Below are 14,340 nucleotides of genomic sequence, written 5' to 3'. Positions count from 1 at the left end.
TCAATAAAAGTGTTCAATTGCGCTGAGGGAAAAGCGCTCAGAGTGCTCGGGCACTCTGAGCTGCGCAACAAAAATATAGCGAGCCTGATGAGCTTCAAACTTTACAGTGAGAGCAACTGCGCAATAGCCTCAGGCATAGGTGTCAATTCATGACCCAACTGAACATTCTCGATAATTCACGAAAGAGAGGGAATTACCGCGCGCGATGAGTGAGAACGCCATCCTCCATGTCGTAAACATCATCAGCAAGCGTGACAAGGCGAGTGTCATGCGTCACCACAACCATTGCCGTGTTCTGTGAATGAGCAACAGATTGCAGCAGCTCACCTACAACTTCCACAGAATGGCTATCCAGCGCACTTGTCGGCTCATCAGCTAAAACCAGGGATGGCTTGGTGTACAAAGCACGAGCAATAGCAACGCGCTGCTGCTGTCCGCCGGACATATCGCGAGGAAGGCTGTTAGCCAGTTGGTCAACACCAAGGTCTTTCAACAGTTGCAACAACTCGTTTTTACTGATGTTTCCCTTGGGCTTCACACGATCAACAAGCTGGAATTGCTCCATGACGGTCAAGTAAGGCACGAGGTCATGACCTTGAAGAATGAAACCAATATTCTCCAAACGAAGGCGATCCTGCGCTCGTTTACTCAATGCCTTCATCGGCTGACCGTCAATGCTAATCTCGCCAGAATCGGGAGTTTGAAGGCCGCCAGCGATCGTTAAAAAGGTTGACTTTCCAGAACCAGAAGGCCCGAGAATCAGCGTTAATGTGCCGCGCTCAATGCTCAGTGACACATCGCGCAAAGCCTGAACTTGAGAGGAACCAGTTCCATACGTTTTTGAAATATGCGTCATGCGCAAAGCGGGAGTAGTAGGCATTTTTACCATTTCTTTCGTATTAGTGAGTTGTGGTGAGGGAATTTGGGGTGCGCTCGCAGTGACATGCGATTTTTCAAGGCAGAATCGCTGAGCTCGCCGTTCGGAAAGCGTTAGTTTGCGACAGTTATTCCATCAAAGCGATCGGATCAACGGTGGCAATCTTGCGCGCTGGTAAGAGCGAGCCAATAACTCCCATCGCAACCAAACCAACGGCCGTCGCGCTCAGCAGAAGAGGGGAGAACTCCATCGGAACGCTTGCTGGCATAGGAAGGGCAGTGGCAACCGTCAGAATAATGCCGATCAAAAGGCCAAAGATTACCACCATGCTTCCCTGTTCCACAGTGCTGCCGATCAGGTAGCGGGTAGGAATGCCCTGAGCCTTCAAAACGGCGATATTGGGCAGCTTTTGCAACACGATAATGTGCAAGAACACGGCGATGATGACCAAAGTGACAATAGCGAGAACGGCGATCATCATAACGAAAGTCTTGTTTTGAGCACTATAACCAGGCAGAAGCTGAATGAACTGTGAGATAGTAAAGCGGTTTAAAGAACTCTCCGGCGTGCTAAAGCTTTTCGTAGAAACAACGGCAGAAGCTTCAATATTCGGGGCAAGAGGGCTGATGCGGTGCCAATCAGAAAGCAGACCATAAGCCACAGGAACAATCTGCAACTTTGCATCATGAGCAATACCAACGACAGTGTAGAGCGTTGTATCGTTGCCCAAAGTAATCTGGTCGTTTACGGCGAGCTGAGCCTTCGCGGCAACAGACTGGTCCAACACAACCTCATGGCTCTTGAGCGGCATACGGCCCGTGTTAAGTTTCACACGATCGGCAATGAAAGAATCCTTCTTCACGCCAAGGAAATTGACACTTTCCTTCTTCTCGGCGCTGGTGATCAAGCGAGTGCTGACAAAACCAACAGCAGCCGTCTCGCCATCAGTATGCTTCTGTGCATTCTCAACTTGCTGCGAGGTGAGGACAGAAGCGCGCATCACACCTTCAGCCTGCTCATTAAGAACGATGGAGTTGGCGTTCCAGTCGTCGAGTGCAGACATATTTTGGTGCGCCAAACCCAAAGCTAGGGCAGAGAGAATAAACATCATGTAACTGATGAGTGCGACGAGAAGAATAATCAGGCTATAACGCAATTTTTCGCGCTTGATTTCCTTCATAGCGAGCAGCATGAAAGCTCCTTCATGTGGGTAAAACGATGAACGATAACGAATACGGACCGAAACGAATTCGGCTGAATAGGAAACGAGTGTGGCCGCCAAGCTCTGCGGACGTCGAGCTGAAGGTACCCGCTATTTCACGTGCTCTAAAGACTCGCGGAAACGGGCCAGGTAGAGGTGCGCATTATCGCGGTCAAGCAAGCATTCGCGAATGGCCGCGTGGGATAGCGTTGCGATAGCCCAAGTTGTGGGGCTCTCTTCAGGCTGGAAGCTGCTGGGGGCAAAGCTCGCATTGTTCTCGTGGTAAAACCAGTACATCAGCTGGTAATAACGGCTTTGCTGGGCTTGCTCGACGAAAGCATGGGCTTTCTGGTATGCGCTGAGCTTGAGTTTCTCAAGATTATCAGCCTGCTGATTCTCCCCCGCCTTATCCTCTCGTGCGGTTGAGCCCTCTTCGCTGCTCGGGGTTTCGCTTTCCTGGGCTTCGCTACGTGGTGCGGAGCTAGGAAGGTCGTGGTGTAAATCACGAAGAGCCTGGCACAGAAGGTAACGGTAAGCGTCGTTCAGGTCGTCGAAATAGCGGTAAAAAGCTCCGCGGGCGATCTGAGCTTGTGCAACGATGTTGCTCACCTGTGCCTGGGAGAGGGGTGCGCGAGAAAACTCATCGAGGAGCGCTTGTTCCACCCTCGCCTTTTTTTGCGCAGGAAGGTTGAGGAATGTGGATGATGGCATATCTCTCCTTTCTCGTCAACGCTTGCAGCACAACAAAAGTGACACTGTGTCACTTTTGAACCTGAATGAATGTACCTCAGGTGTGACACGGTGTCAACATTGTTTCTCGCCTCTGTTCGCGTTCGGAGAAAAGGCCTCTCACTCAAGCCGGACTACTTGATTTACATAAGCTGCGAAAGGTAATGATTTGCGTTCATGACAGTGTGAGTAGAAACCAGATACCATCGGCTAGGACAGTGAAATTACCATAATTATGACATAGACTTCCCCATAATTATGACATAGAGTCGCCCAAGATTATGACATAGCAATGGAAGCGGCTATTCGTTGTGAACGTAGAGAGACGCGAGAAAGTACCAGTTTCAATGCCAACTCCGAGAATTTTAAAAAAATTGAATTTCTCGGAGTCTGTAAGTATGGCTTACAAACGTTGATATTCCAATGTTTTGTAGGATATTAGAAATACCTCACTCCGAATTTCTTAAAAAAAATTGAAAAACTCGGAGTGGACACAGTGGTTATAGGCCTATAAGTGTGTCTGGAATGTTGTGTGAGGTCTTCCTTTTATTTGCGTGTTGCGGGTTTGAAAGGTGGGAGCCTCACATTCACTCTAGGCCAGAAAGTGTGTCTGCAAGTTCCTGGAAACAGATGTGCTTGTTGGGTTTACTCGCTGGTGAATGTTGCCTCACAGTAGAGGTATGAATTTCACTTTTCCATTGTTGTAGCCCAATGAAGTGTAACGGTTTTATGAGTGCTCACCACTCGCAAGTGTATAGGAACTGAAATGGTGCTTATATTCCTTGTGAGGCCTTGTGGCAGTAGGCGTTTCGAGGTGTCTTTTTAGTCTGGGTCGTTAATATGTCGGAAATCTGTGGATGTGCCAGCTTTATATAGCGGTATCAGACTTCAATTCAGTAGGACTCAACAGATAATCTCAAGAAGCAAGAAAAGACATGAATAGGACCCTACAAGCTTGGGAAATCAAGGAAAACTGCAATATTAAGAAACCGAAATAAGAAGAAACTGACAAGCAGATTCCGCGCTAGAAGTCCGCTTCTTTACCCGTAAAGAAAGCACTTCTAACCCCCCAAAACGGATTCTAAAGCACCAAAAAAGTTCCTACACGCCAAAAGTTCCTACATGCCCTAAAACCACCCTCAACTCCGAAGAACCCCTATACCCCTGACCCTGCGGTGCTGGAGTGTTTGAGAAAACAAAAAAGCCACCCGAAGGTGGCTGAGAGTGGAGCTAGCCGGGTTCGAACCGGCGACCCTCTGCTTGCAAAGCAGATGCGCTACCAGCTGCGCTATAGCCCCATTCGATCACTGATCGAGTGGGCTCAGGAGGACTTGAACCTCCGACCTCATCCTTATCAGGGATGCGCTCTAACCAGCTGAGCTATGAGCCCATCGCGTGTAACAGGCGTTACATCACAACAAAAGAAAAGATTAATTCGAAACACCCGATCCGTCAAGAAAATAACCTGAGAAAATCAATAATTTTTCAAAGTGCTGGTGAAACGTTGAAATAATGCGCCTCTTTCAGATTACAATAAAGCCTTATAGGCGTGTCGACAGCAAAGCAGAGTGGGGAGGGCACATGTTTGGTTGGGGCGAAGCGGGAAAACGACATCCTCTCAACTCAGTGCATCAGCCAGGGGAGCGTCCCTCTCGCGAACAAGCAGCACGCCGGAATGCACCTCGCAGTCGTTCAACTCGCCCCGCACAAGTTGTGGAGATTGAAGGCTACTCTGTCACCCTGCTGCGTAAGCCGATTCGCAATGCGTATTTGCGCATCAAAGGCCCTGATGGGCATTTGGAAATTTCCGCTCCTCTGAAAATGCCGTCCGCTGAGATCGCCGCACTCGTTTCTCGCCGCCGCGCATGGATTGAAATGTGGCGAGCCCGCTACAACAGCAACCTTCTCGAAGGCAAGAGCATTGACACTCGCCATTGGAGTGAAGAGCGCAAGAAAGCTGCGCGAGAAGTGCTCGACGAACGCCTGGCCCGCCTTTTGCCACACTGGACGCTGATTATCGGCAAGCGCCCGACGGCAATCCGCTACCGTTTAATGAGCTCGCGCTGGGGTTCGTGCACAGTAAATACAGGAATCATTCGCCTGAACCTCGTGCTGGGCGAGCTTGACGAAGACCTTACCGAACTCATCATCGTCCATGAGATAACTCATCTGTGGGTTTCTGGGCACGGAAAAGAGTTCCGTGAGCGCATGCAAGCATACCTTCCCGATTGGCAGGAACGCAGGCATCGCTTGGACGAGCATCAGCTGTTCTAGCGCTGATAATCTCAGTTCTCCGAGGCGCCGCTAAAGAGGCGCCGCAGAAGAGATACCTCAGCGAAGTGATAATCTCAGTTCTTTTTCTGAGAGGCTTGAGGTGAAGAGGCTTGAGCGTCCTGGGCGATAGCTTGAGCAGTAGCCTCAGCACCAGGAGTGCGCTGACGAACCTGAAGCGTCATGATGCGACGGCCTTCCATCGCCACCACTGACATGTCGTAACCATCATCGCTGTGATACGTGTCGCCAATCGTTGGCATGGCGCCAGTTTGAGCGAGGAAGTACCCAGCCACCGTCTCATACGGGCCATCCGGCAGCTCAATGCCGGTCAGGTCAGCGAAATCTTCAATCGTCATCGCGCCATCAACCTGGGTGATGCCGTTCTTCATCGTGCGAGAATCAGTGCGCGACTCCTGAGGCACGTCGTACTCGTCACGAACATCGCCGATCAGCTCCTCAGTGAGGTCTTCCAAAGTGACGATGCCGTCCGTGCCGCCATATTCGTCGATCACAATGGCCAAATGCTGGCCTTTCTTACGCATCAAACTCAAGCTTGGCAGCAGGCGAGAGGTGCCGGGAATCGACGTGATCGGGCGCATCACATCGCCCACTGTTGACGCTTTATCGTTGCGAACATCGAGAATATCACGCACATGGACGAAGCCGCGCACATGGTCGAAATCTTCGCCGATGACCGGGTAGCGCGAGTACGGCATGTCATGCACTGCGTCGCGAGCTTCACCCAACGCCATATCAGCCTTCAAGAAAGCAACGTCAGCACGCGGGCGCATCACCTCAGAAATCACGGTGTCGGAAGCGTCGAAAACGTCGTCCAAAATATTGCGCTCTTCGGTTGAAATACGCGCATTCGTGCTCACCAGAACGCGCAGCTCGTCGTCAGAAACCTCCGACTCTGTTTCATTAGGGTCAAAGCCCAGCATGCGCACAAGCAGGTTAGTGAGCTTGGAGATCAGCCAAATAAAAGGCGTGCAGATGGTGGCGAATACGTCAACTCCCGGGACTACAGCGCGCGCAATCTTTTCGGTGCGCTGCATGGCGATACGCTTGGGCACTAACTCCGAGAAAACAATGGAAGTATACGAGATTACCAGTGTAAGGAACAGCGTCGCTGTGACATCTGCGGCTGCTGTGCTCATTCCCCAATGGCGAAACACCGGCATCAAAGCAGGGGTGAGGGCCGAAGCTCCGAAGGATGCTGACAGGAAGCCAGTAAACGTAGTGCCAATCTGGACGGCTGAGAGGAAGCGGTTCGGGTTGCGCGCCACTTTGGCGACGCGGGCGCCACGAGCGTCTTCCAACTCCATCTGGTCAATCTGCGAACCGCGCAGGGAGACGAGCGTCATCTCGGTGCAACTGAACACAGCTCCAATCAGCTGGAAGATGATGATCATGACGATGTTGAACCACACAGACATAAACTCACCTTGCTTTATGCAATATCACTATTCTGCTTACTACTTTAGGAGAGATGGACGAAGAGGTGGGCCGCAGAAGGCTCACAGTGTGAGCAAAACGCGAATAGCGTGGCAAGGCAGGCCGTGAGCTATATATGAAGCGTGAGTGACGAACTTCCTGAAACAAGCAATGCCAATCAAGCAAGCTCCTCGGTCAAGAGCATTTTGCCAGCCGGTGACCCAGCAGTATCGAAATATCACACGCATTCTGTGCCGTTGGACATGGACGATGTTGAAAAAGACTGGGATACGCCGATTGCTGAAGCGGGGATCGCGGCAAAAGCGAGCGTGATCATGCGCGTGGGCGCGATGGATTTGGCGTCAGGAACGGGAAGTTTCCGTGTGCGCGAGATGATGCACCGCATTGCCTACCCGCTGGGAGTGCATGTTCGCGCCGATGTGAACCTCACCGATATCGAAGCGAGCTATACCGACGGCAGAGAGCGCATTACCGACGTTATTGACTTGCCGACGACAGGCGTGAACACGGAGAGGATCTGGCTTCTCGAGCATTTTGCTGATTGGTTCAGTGTTAATCTCGGCAAAAAATCGATGTACCACAAGCGAACGGAAGTGTCCCAAGAGTTGATGGAGCACCTTGAGGTGCGTGACGCTTCGCAATTCTCTGCTGATGTGGCCAAGAAGGTCGAGCGCAAGGCCAAGAAAGGCGGTAAGCTCACGCGCGACCAGCAGCTCGACAAAGAGTACGACGACGCTTCTGCAACAGGAGAGGCGGCCAATCGGGCTGACCCAATTGCCGATCCAGAACGGGGCATGACAGTTGGCCAGGCGCATCGGCGTTTGGACATGATCGAGCATCGCAAGCCTTTGTATGGCCCAGCTTTGGCAGGCTTTGCATCGGCGTGCGCGTGCGCATCCTTCGTTTTCCTCTTGGGTGGCGGGCCGTACGATATGCTCGGCGCTTTCGTGGGAGCAGGTTTAGGCCACTGGTTGCGCCGCAGGCTTTTCGCTCACCGTTTGAACCAGTTCTTCGTCACCTTCGTCTGCGTCGCGCTGGCAGCTTTGGCTTGCACCGGCACTTTGCGTTTGCTCGCTCTTGCAGACCCGACGGCCTTGCATCATGACACGGCTTATATCGGCGCTATGCTTTTCGTCATCCCAGGCTTCCCGCTCATCACTGGTGGCCTCGATATGGCGAAAATCGACTTCCCGTCTGGCGTGCAGCGGTTGGCGTATGTGTTCTGCATAATCTTGATGGCAACGCTGGCCGGCTGGATGGTGGCGACCATCGTGCACCTGAACCCGCAAGGTTTCGAGCCGCAGAATCTTGACCCATGGGTGAAGGCTATTTTGCGCATGGTCTTTGCCTTTATTGGCGTGTGGGGCTTCTCGATGATGTTCAATTCTCCGCAGCGCATGTGCTTTGTGGCTGGTTGCATCGGCGCGATTACTGACGCCTTGCGCTTGGAGCTTACTGATTTTGGAGTTTCTGCTGAAATGGCGGCTTTCTTGGGCGCGCTCCTCGCCGGATTGCTCGCTTCTGCATGGCGTACTTCGGTTCGTCGCGGCTGGCTGCCGGTTCACATGGGTTACCCTCGCATTTGCCTGACGGTTCCGAGCATCGTAATTATGGTTCCTGGCATGTATATGTACCGCGCGATGTTCTATTTGGGCCAGTTCTCCACTTTGCAAGCTCTTGATTGGATGTTCCGCGCCTTCATGGTCATTATTTGCTTGCCGATTGGCTTGGCTATGGCTCGCGTTCTTACTGATGGCAACTGGCGTTACGACAATTAGCGCTCAAGATTATCATTGGGCTTTCTCCTGCTTGCAATGGATGTGAGTGAGCTCAGTAGCTTCACCGTGGAGGTAACTGGGGAAGTTACCTATGAACCTGGGAACTTACCTAGGAAGTAACCTTTAACCTAGGAAGTTACTAACTTCCTAGGTTCCGAGGTTCTTTCAATAAAGAATGCGATAATAGTTTCCATATAGGTGAAGGTTGCGTAGTCAAAGAAACTGAGGTGGCCGATGGAAAAGTATTCAGAGGAACTTCAGATTGCGCGCAACGATATTCACATCGTTCCTGAGGCCACTATGGCTGATTTTGAAAAAGGCGCTGTGGAAGGCGTCGGCTCGAAGTATTCGCCCCGTCGAGGCTACAGAATCGCTGGAGTTACAGGCCCTGTTGACATGCGAGTAGGGCTGGGTGAGCAACAATGAGCGGCCGGCCACTCAAAGCTTCAGGTTTGCTACAAGCTCACGCAGGAGCAACAACTGGGCGAAAAACACCTGAGATTACCACTGACGAAGAACTCGAACGTGCAGTCTCTCGCATGCGCGACGCAGGCACAGATATCGCCGAATACGAGATGAAAGAAGCGCGCGGATACCCGAGCAACGTCGTGGACTCACTCTGCGCATTCGCAAACACAACTGGCGGAGTGGTAATCTTAGGCGTTTCGGAAAAAGATTTTCAGCCCGTTGACATTGACGTCAAGAAATTGCAAGCCAGGCTGGCTAGTTCAGCGCGCAACGAGATCGAGCCTGCCATTCATATTGACATCAAAGTGCTGTATTTAGCAGGAAAGCCTGTTGTGGTAGCAAACGTGCCGCCGATCGATGCTGCGCTCAAGCCATGCTACGTGAAAAAATATGGGCTGGAACGTGGCGCTTTTATCCGTACAGGCGATGGCGACTACCGGATGAGTGCTTACGAAATTCACCGATTCCAGGAAAACGAGCAGCTGTGCTCCGGCCATGATTGCGCCATTGTTTCCCGTGCAACAATAGGAGACCTTGATGATCGCCTGGTAAAGCGTTGGGTCGGCGCAGTTGCCGGTGGAGGCACGGCAGATGGCAGTGGCGTCAGAGTTTCTGGCAGTGTTCAAGCCGTTGCTCAACGCTACGGTGTTCTCGTCGCTGATAAGAAAGGCGAGTTGCATCCCAGCCTCGCTGGTCTCCTCGTTTTTGGCAAGCAACCGCAACAATTCATGCCGCACCTCAACCTTGTACTCGTCGACCATGTTCACGCGAATACTGCTGGGTCGGTCACTTCGACGCGGCGGACTAGCCCCACCAGCTCGACTTGTCCCGTTAACCCGATGAGCGCGGCAAATCCAGCGAACCCTCCAACAATCACCTTCAACGGCTCAATCCCCGCGATCATGAAAGCTGTCATGCGAGCAGCGACGGGCGAACTGCGCTCCTCTGCCAGCACGCAGTTGCGAGCAGCAGCGGAAACATTGCATTGTTTCCCGTGGAACGCTGTGCGCGAAGCGCTGATTAATGCGTTCGTCCACCGCGACTATTCGCCAGATTCGCTCGGACTGCCAATCTTGATGGATATGTATGACGACAGGCTGGAGATTACGAGCCCTGGAGGCCTCTTTGCGCCGTTTTCTGCCACAGCTGAAGCCCGCACCAGCAAGCGTAACGCAACCCTTGCGGCGCTGGTGCAACATATTCCTTTCGGCACGCGCGAGGTGCATGGCGGCAAACTCAGCGAAAATGCAGGCTCTGGCTGGCCTATTATCGAGCAGGAAATGCTCGCAATTTCAGGCAAATCTCCTGAGATTATCAGCACGCTTCATGACTTTCGCATCATTTTGCACTTGTAACCACGTTCTTGCACCGAGCAGTGGGTTCAATCCTAAGAGGCAAGCGCGAGCTCAGTAAACCATGCCCATCGCAGAGCGGACCTGGTCGAGAGTTTCCTCAGCAATTTCGTTGGCGCGCTTATTGCCATCGTGCAGGATGTCGCGAATCGAATCCATGTCCTTGGCGAGCTCGGCGCGACGCTCACGGTGAGGAGCTAGGAACTCGTTCACCGACTTGGTGACATAAGCCTTCAAAGCGCCGGCACCAGCATCGCCAATCTCCTCAGCAATCTCCTGAGCCGAGCGGCCAGTGCACAAAGCAGCAGTGGTGAGCAGGGCAGAAACCTGAGGGCGGTTCACCGGGTCGAAAGTAATACGACGTTCGGAATCGGTCGGGGACTTCTTGATCAGCTTGGCCGTCTCCTCAGCAGTAGCGCCGAGCATAATCGAGTTGCCATAGCTCTTGCTCATCTTGCGCCCATCCAAGCCAGGGATTTCCGGAGCGTCAGAGAGCAGGGCCATCGGCTCGCGGAAAACGGCCTTCTTCTTGGCGTAACGCTTGTTGAAACGGCGAGCGATCGTGCGGGTGAGCTCGACGTGCGGCAGATTATCCTTGCCAATCGGCACGACGTTGGCCTTGCAGAAGAGGATGTCGCAGGCCTGGTGAACAGGGTAGGTGAGCAGCAAACCAGTCAGGTCGTGGCCGCTCGCCTCCATTTCGGACTTCACGGTTGGGTTGCGCAGCAGTTCGGCTTCGGTGACCAGCGAGAGGAATGGCAGCATCAGCTGGTTTTCGGCGGGAACTGCAGAATGCGTGTAGATCATAGTCTTGTTCGGGTCGATGCCCGCGGCCAAATAGTCGAGCACGAGGTTGAGAACATTGTCCTGAATGTGCTCGGTGGTGTCGCGGTCGGTGATCACCTGGTAGTCGGCGATGATGATGTTGGTTTGCACGCCCTTATTTTGCAAGCGAACGCGCTCTTTGATGGAGCCGAAGTAGTGGCCCAGGTGCAAGCGGCCGGTGGGGCGGTCGCCGGTGAGCATGCGGAATTTCGAGGGGTCTTTTTCGAGGGCTTCCTTCGTTTCGTCACTGCGCTTCTTTGCGGCGAGGAAGCTGGCGCTCATTTCGTTTCCGGCAGCGGTCAGTTCGACGTGCTGGTCGTCATGTGAAGTGTTTGCTGGCTCGTTGGTGAGCTCGTCTTCGTTGAGCATATATCCTCCGATGTCGTACAGCCTGTGTGCTCCTATTCTATGGCCAGGCCTGCGGAAAGTTGGAATTTCTTGAGATTATCAGTTCGCTTGCTCCTGCGCGCCGAAAATGCCCTGTTCTGAGCTGCACGCTGGATGGCCGCGCGGAGGAGTGGCCGCTGAAAGCGCCAGCGAGATTTATCGACGAACGCAGCCTGTGAGCCGCGAAAACTGAACGGGAAGTGAAATATTTCTGAGAACTCGAGAATTCTGTTCACTTTTTTCACACGTTTTGCGCCTTGTGGTGTATTGTCGAGACGGTGAAAAGTACGATGAATTAGCGCTGCCCGCCGTTTCGGCTGCGTGGCAGCCAACGACATGAAGGGGAACGAATGGGCCGCGGACGTCAGAAGGCGAAGCAGAGGCGCAATGCGCGAAAGCTCAAGTACCTGACGACTGATACTGACTATGATCAGCTGCAGCGTGAGCTGGCAAACCGTGAAGAGCAAGAGGAGGAAACTCCTCAGGCTGATCCTTTCGGTCAGATCGACAAAAAGTTCCAGGAAGATCGCGAGATGAGCGAGTATGCCAAGTGGGCTGAAGAGGCTGCTTTGAAGGCCAAGACTGAGCCGGATGAAGCAAAACCGCAAGCCCCGAAGCATATGCCGCTTCCTTCTGGTCTGGTCGCATCTTTGGCAAAGAAGTCAGAGAAGAGTTCAGAAAAGAAAGAGGAGAACAGCTCAGAAAGCAATTCGGAAAGCTCGCAAGCTGAGTAATGCTCTGTTTGTAGGGTTCATTCCTATTGAAGCGCTTTCCCATGCCGCATTCCCTCGGTTATGCAGTTGCTGCATCTGCCTGAGGAGTGCGGCATTTTGTTGCTGTGGTGTTCTTATTCCTTCAGTGTTCTTATTCTTTTCCTCTATTTCTTTCTGATAGAGGCGTTGTTGTACGGCTTTCGCCTTTGTGGAATGATGAACACCATGAGTATTCTTGAGCAGCAGATGAAGGCACACACATTTATTGAGCGGTGGAAAGGCCACGGAGCTGAAAAACAGGAGACACAGCTCTTTTGGGTTGACTTGTTAGAAAATGTTCTTGGCTTGTCGCACGTAACAGACCTTGCAAAGCCGGAATATCCCACTTCTATCGGTGGTTATATTGACCTGTTGTTTCCTGATTCTCGTTTCTTAGTTGAACAGAAGAGTGCTTCAATTAATCTGGATAAACCTGAGGAACGTCAGGGCACTATGGTGACGCCAGTTCAGCAGGCTTTGAGGTATGCTGATTCGCTTCCGCTGAGCATGAAGCCAGCAGTGATATGCACATGCAACTTCAACACTTTCCGCTTCTATGACTTGGAGAAAGATCCTCGTGCTACAGGGGAGCCTGCAGATGAGTTTGCGCTCGAGGACCTCGCTGAGCATTTAGGCACTTTAACGTCGATCTTTAACGAAGAACACTCTCGTATGAGAGTGGAAGAAAAACTCTCCGAGCGCGCAGGCTTGCTCGTTGCTAACCTTCATAATGCGCTTGCTGCACAATATGATGACCCTGATGAAGCCCAATCGCATCATTCTCTCGCAATTCTCACAGTGAGAATCGTGTTCTGCCTCTATGCGGAAGATGCTGGCCTCTTTGGCAGTAATGCTTTTAGCAATTATGTTGAAAATAATGATGTTCAGCATTTGCGCCGCGCGATGATTGAACTGTTCCAAGTATTGAACACTCCACAAGCGAAACGGGATAAATACCTGGAAGATGAGTTAAAGAATTTTGATTATGTCAATGGTGGTTTGTTCGCTGAAGCTATTGAAATTCCACCCTTTACCGAGGAAATTCGCGATGCCATGCTCAAAGCTGGTGAAGGGTTTAATTGGAGAGAAATTAGCCCGGTCATTTTTGGTTCTTTGATGGAAGAGACGTTGAGCCATAATCAACGCCGTCAAGGTGGAATGCATTACACGACGGTGAAGAACATTCATCGTGTTATTGACCCACTGTTCTTGGATGATTTGAAAGCTGAGCTGAAGGCAATTGAGAAGGATGAGAGCATTGGGGAGCGTGCTCGCATCACTCAATTGCAAAAATATCAAACTAAGCTTGCTTCTTTGAAGTTCCTTGACCCTGCTTGTGGTTCGGGTAATTTCTTAACGGAAACCTTCCTCCAACTGCGTGCTTTGGAGAACCAGGCATTGACTGATATGCTCCACGGGCAAGGTTATTTGGAGCTGGGTGGTAAGGATTCCTTTGTTAAGGTGAGCATTGACCAGTTCCACGGCATTGAGATTAATGATTTTGCTGTTGCTGTAGCGAAAACAGCGTTGTGGATTGCTGAACAACAGGCTTTGGATGATACGGAGATTATTGCGAGCCAAGCCTTGCCTCATCTTCCGTTGCATGATTCTGGCAACATTGTTCAGGCGAATGCGCTGCGTTATGACTGGAATGAGCTTTTGCCTGCTTCTGAATGCAACTATGTGATGGGTAAGCGCATAACGTCCTAATTGATACCATCGCTCAATGCTCATGTACGGTAAAGAAGCAAGCAACCGAAAACAATAGATAGACCGCCAACACTACACTATTCCGAACCAAAGACCAAAAGATAAGCATTTTGAGAAAATCTAAACTTTTGGATTTTCCTACAATGCCGACTACGGCGGAATCCCTCCCACTCCTTATATATTTCTTTCTGTATACATTGAATTTGTATTTAGTAAAATGCAGACAACACCACGGATCGGCTTTTGGCTGGACAATTCCAACCAAACACCGCAGCAGACAGTAGAAACCATTCTGAACGTTAGGAAGCCGGTATGATTGTTACATATAAGGGGAAGAAAAATTTCTTTTAGATACTTGTTTTCCTAAAACTGATGTGATATAATAATTCAAGTCCAGAAAAGGAGTAAAAAATATGCGGCAAGGTATTCTTAAATAAAACTATAATCAAATAGTGGGAACAAAGGATTATGATAGTCCCTTTTGTAGGGGCTTAGTTTTTTGTACCCAATTTAAGAATACTTTTGCCTTATC

11 protein-coding genes and 2 tRNA genes are annotated in these 14,340 nt (G+C 51.3%); 6 read left to right on the top strand and 7 right to left on the bottom strand.

From position 1 onward, the window contains the following. Nucleotides 1-193: 193 nt before the first annotated feature. The 5 genes from AEAE_RS05765 to AEAE_RS05745 form a co-directional block, all read right to left on the bottom strand. On the bottom strand, nt 194-880 hold the full coding sequence (locus AEAE_RS05765) for an ABC transporter ATP-binding protein (RefSeq protein ID WP_094690198.1): 687 nt from the start codon (nt 878-880) through the stop codon (nt 194-196). Nucleotides 881-1,004: 124 nt separating this feature from the next. Further along, nucleotides 1,005-2,069, bottom strand: a complete 1,065-nt coding sequence (locus tag AEAE_RS05760; protein ID WP_094690197.1) for an ABC transporter permease — start codon at nt 2,067-2,069, stop codon at nt 1,005-1,007. 120 nt (nt 2,070-2,189) lie between these two features. After that, the gene (locus AEAE_RS05755; protein ID WP_094690196.1) at nt 2,190-2,789 is read right to left on the bottom strand and encodes a TetR/AcrR family transcriptional regulator; all 600 of its coding nucleotides are present in this window, start codon (nt 2,787-2,789) and stop codon (nt 2,190-2,192) included. Nucleotides 2,790-4,032: 1,243 nt separating this feature from the next. Next, a tRNA-Ala gene (locus tag AEAE_RS05750) sits at nt 4,033-4,105 on the bottom strand. Nucleotides 4,106-4,123: 18 nt separating this feature from the next. Then, nucleotides 4,124-4,197, bottom strand: a tRNA-Ile gene (locus tag AEAE_RS05745). Nucleotides 4,198-4,388: 191 nt separating this feature from the next. Here AEAE_RS05745 and AEAE_RS05740 point away from each other — a divergent pair. Continuing rightward, nucleotides 4,389-5,081: a M48 family metallopeptidase gene (locus AEAE_RS05740; protein ID WP_158520543.1), complete on the top strand. Its 693-nt coding sequence runs from the start codon at nt 4,389-4,391 to the stop codon at nt 5,079-5,081. A gap of 74 nt (nt 5,082-5,155) precedes the next feature. Here the strand turns inward: AEAE_RS05740 and AEAE_RS05735 are convergent, their stop codons facing one another. Further along, nucleotides 5,156-6,517, bottom strand: a complete 1,362-nt coding sequence (locus AEAE_RS05735; protein ID WP_094690194.1) for a hemolysin family protein — start codon at nt 6,515-6,517, stop codon at nt 5,156-5,158. 201 nt (nt 6,518-6,718) lie between these two features. Here AEAE_RS05735 and AEAE_RS05730 point away from each other — a divergent pair, with 201 nt between their 5' ends. The 3 genes from AEAE_RS05730 to AEAE_RS05720 all read left to right on the top strand — a co-directional run bounded on the left by AEAE_RS05730 (nt 6,719) and on the right by AEAE_RS05720 (nt 10,137). Continuing rightward, nucleotides 6,719-8,314, top strand: a complete 1,596-nt coding sequence (locus AEAE_RS05730; RefSeq protein ID WP_420809206.1) for a threonine/serine exporter family protein — start codon at nt 6,719-6,721, stop codon at nt 8,312-8,314. Between the two features lie 234 nt (nt 8,315-8,548). Then, a complete protein-coding gene (locus tag AEAE_RS05725) occupies nt 8,549-8,740 on the top strand; it encodes a hypothetical protein (protein ID WP_094690193.1) in 192 nt (63 codons plus the stop codon). Beyond that, nucleotides 8,737-10,137 carry an RNA-binding domain-containing protein gene (locus AEAE_RS05720; protein WP_094690192.1) on the top strand — a complete coding sequence of 467 codons (1,401 nt, stop codon included), beginning with the start codon at nt 8,737-8,739 and terminating at the stop codon, nt 10,135-10,137. Before AEAE_RS05725 ends, AEAE_RS05720 begins: the two co-directional genes overlap by 4 nt. 51 nt (nt 10,138-10,188) lie before the next feature. On the opposite strand, the gene trpS is transcribed toward AEAE_RS05720, so the two are convergent. Further along, entirely contained in the window at nt 10,189-11,241 is a 1,053-nt protein-coding gene (gene trpS / locus AEAE_RS05715; RefSeq protein WP_244569660.1) for a tryptophan--tRNA ligase, read from the bottom strand. A 455-nt stretch (nt 11,242-11,696) separates the two neighbouring features. Between trpS and AEAE_RS05710 the strand changes: the two genes are divergently transcribed. Both AEAE_RS05710 and AEAE_RS05705 read left to right on the top strand, forming a co-directional pair. After that, the gene (locus AEAE_RS05710) at nt 11,697-12,080 is read left to right on the top strand and encodes a DUF3073 domain-containing protein (RefSeq protein WP_094690190.1); all 384 of its coding nucleotides are present in this window, start codon (nt 11,697-11,699) and stop codon (nt 12,078-12,080) included. 204 nt (nt 12,081-12,284) lie between these two features. Next, nucleotides 12,285-13,808, top strand: a complete 1,524-nt coding sequence (locus AEAE_RS05705) for a DNA methyltransferase (protein WP_148139981.1) — start codon at nt 12,285-12,287, stop codon at nt 13,806-13,808. The last annotated feature ends 532 nt before the right edge of the window (nt 13,809-14,340 follow it).

The sequence above is a fragment of the Aeriscardovia aeriphila genome, assembly GCF_002259595.1.
GTDB classification, from domain to species: domain Bacteria; phylum Actinomycetota; class Actinomycetes; order Actinomycetales; family Bifidobacteriaceae; genus Aeriscardovia; species Aeriscardovia aeriphila.
Note: the sequence above shows the minus strand (reverse complement) of the source record. Positions and strands in the feature narration are given on the sequence as shown.

Bases quoted from the DNA above. Each gene is read 5' to 3' on its own strand.
- AEAE_RS05710 (WP_094690190.1), top strand. From the start codon at position 11,697: ATGGGCCGCGGACGTCAGAAGGCGAAGCAGAGGCGCAATGCGCGAAAG.
- AEAE_RS05725 (WP_094690193.1), top strand. From the start codon at position 8,549: ATGGAAAAGTATTCAGAGGAACTTCAGATTGCGCGCAACGATATTCAC.
- AEAE_RS05705 (WP_148139981.1), top strand. From the start codon at position 12,285: ATGAGTATTCTTGAGCAGCAGATGAAGGCACACACATTTATTGAGCGG.
- AEAE_RS05735 (WP_094690194.1), bottom strand. From the start codon at position 6,517: ATGTCTGTGTGGTTCAACATCGTCATGATCATCATCTTCCAGCTGATT.
- AEAE_RS05755 (WP_094690196.1), bottom strand. From the start codon at position 2,789: ATGCCATCATCCACATTCCTCAACCTTCCTGCGCAAAAAAAGGCGAGG.
- AEAE_RS05765 (WP_094690198.1), bottom strand. From the start codon at position 880: ATGCCTACTACTCCCGCTTTGCGCATGACGCATATTTCAAAAACGTAT.
- AEAE_RS05740 (WP_158520543.1), top strand. From the start codon at position 4,389: ATGTTTGGTTGGGGCGAAGCGGGAAAACGACATCCTCTCAACTCAGTG.
- trpS (WP_244569660.1), bottom strand. From the start codon at position 11,241: ATGAGCGCCAGCTTCCTCGCCGCAAAGAAGCGCAGTGACGAAACGAAG.
- AEAE_RS05760 (WP_094690197.1), bottom strand. From the start codon at position 2,069: ATGCTGCTCGCTATGAAGGAAATCAAGCGCGAAAAATTGCGTTATAGC.
- AEAE_RS05720 (WP_094690192.1), top strand. From the start codon at position 8,737: ATGAGCGGCCGGCCACTCAAAGCTTCAGGTTTGCTACAAGCTCACGCA.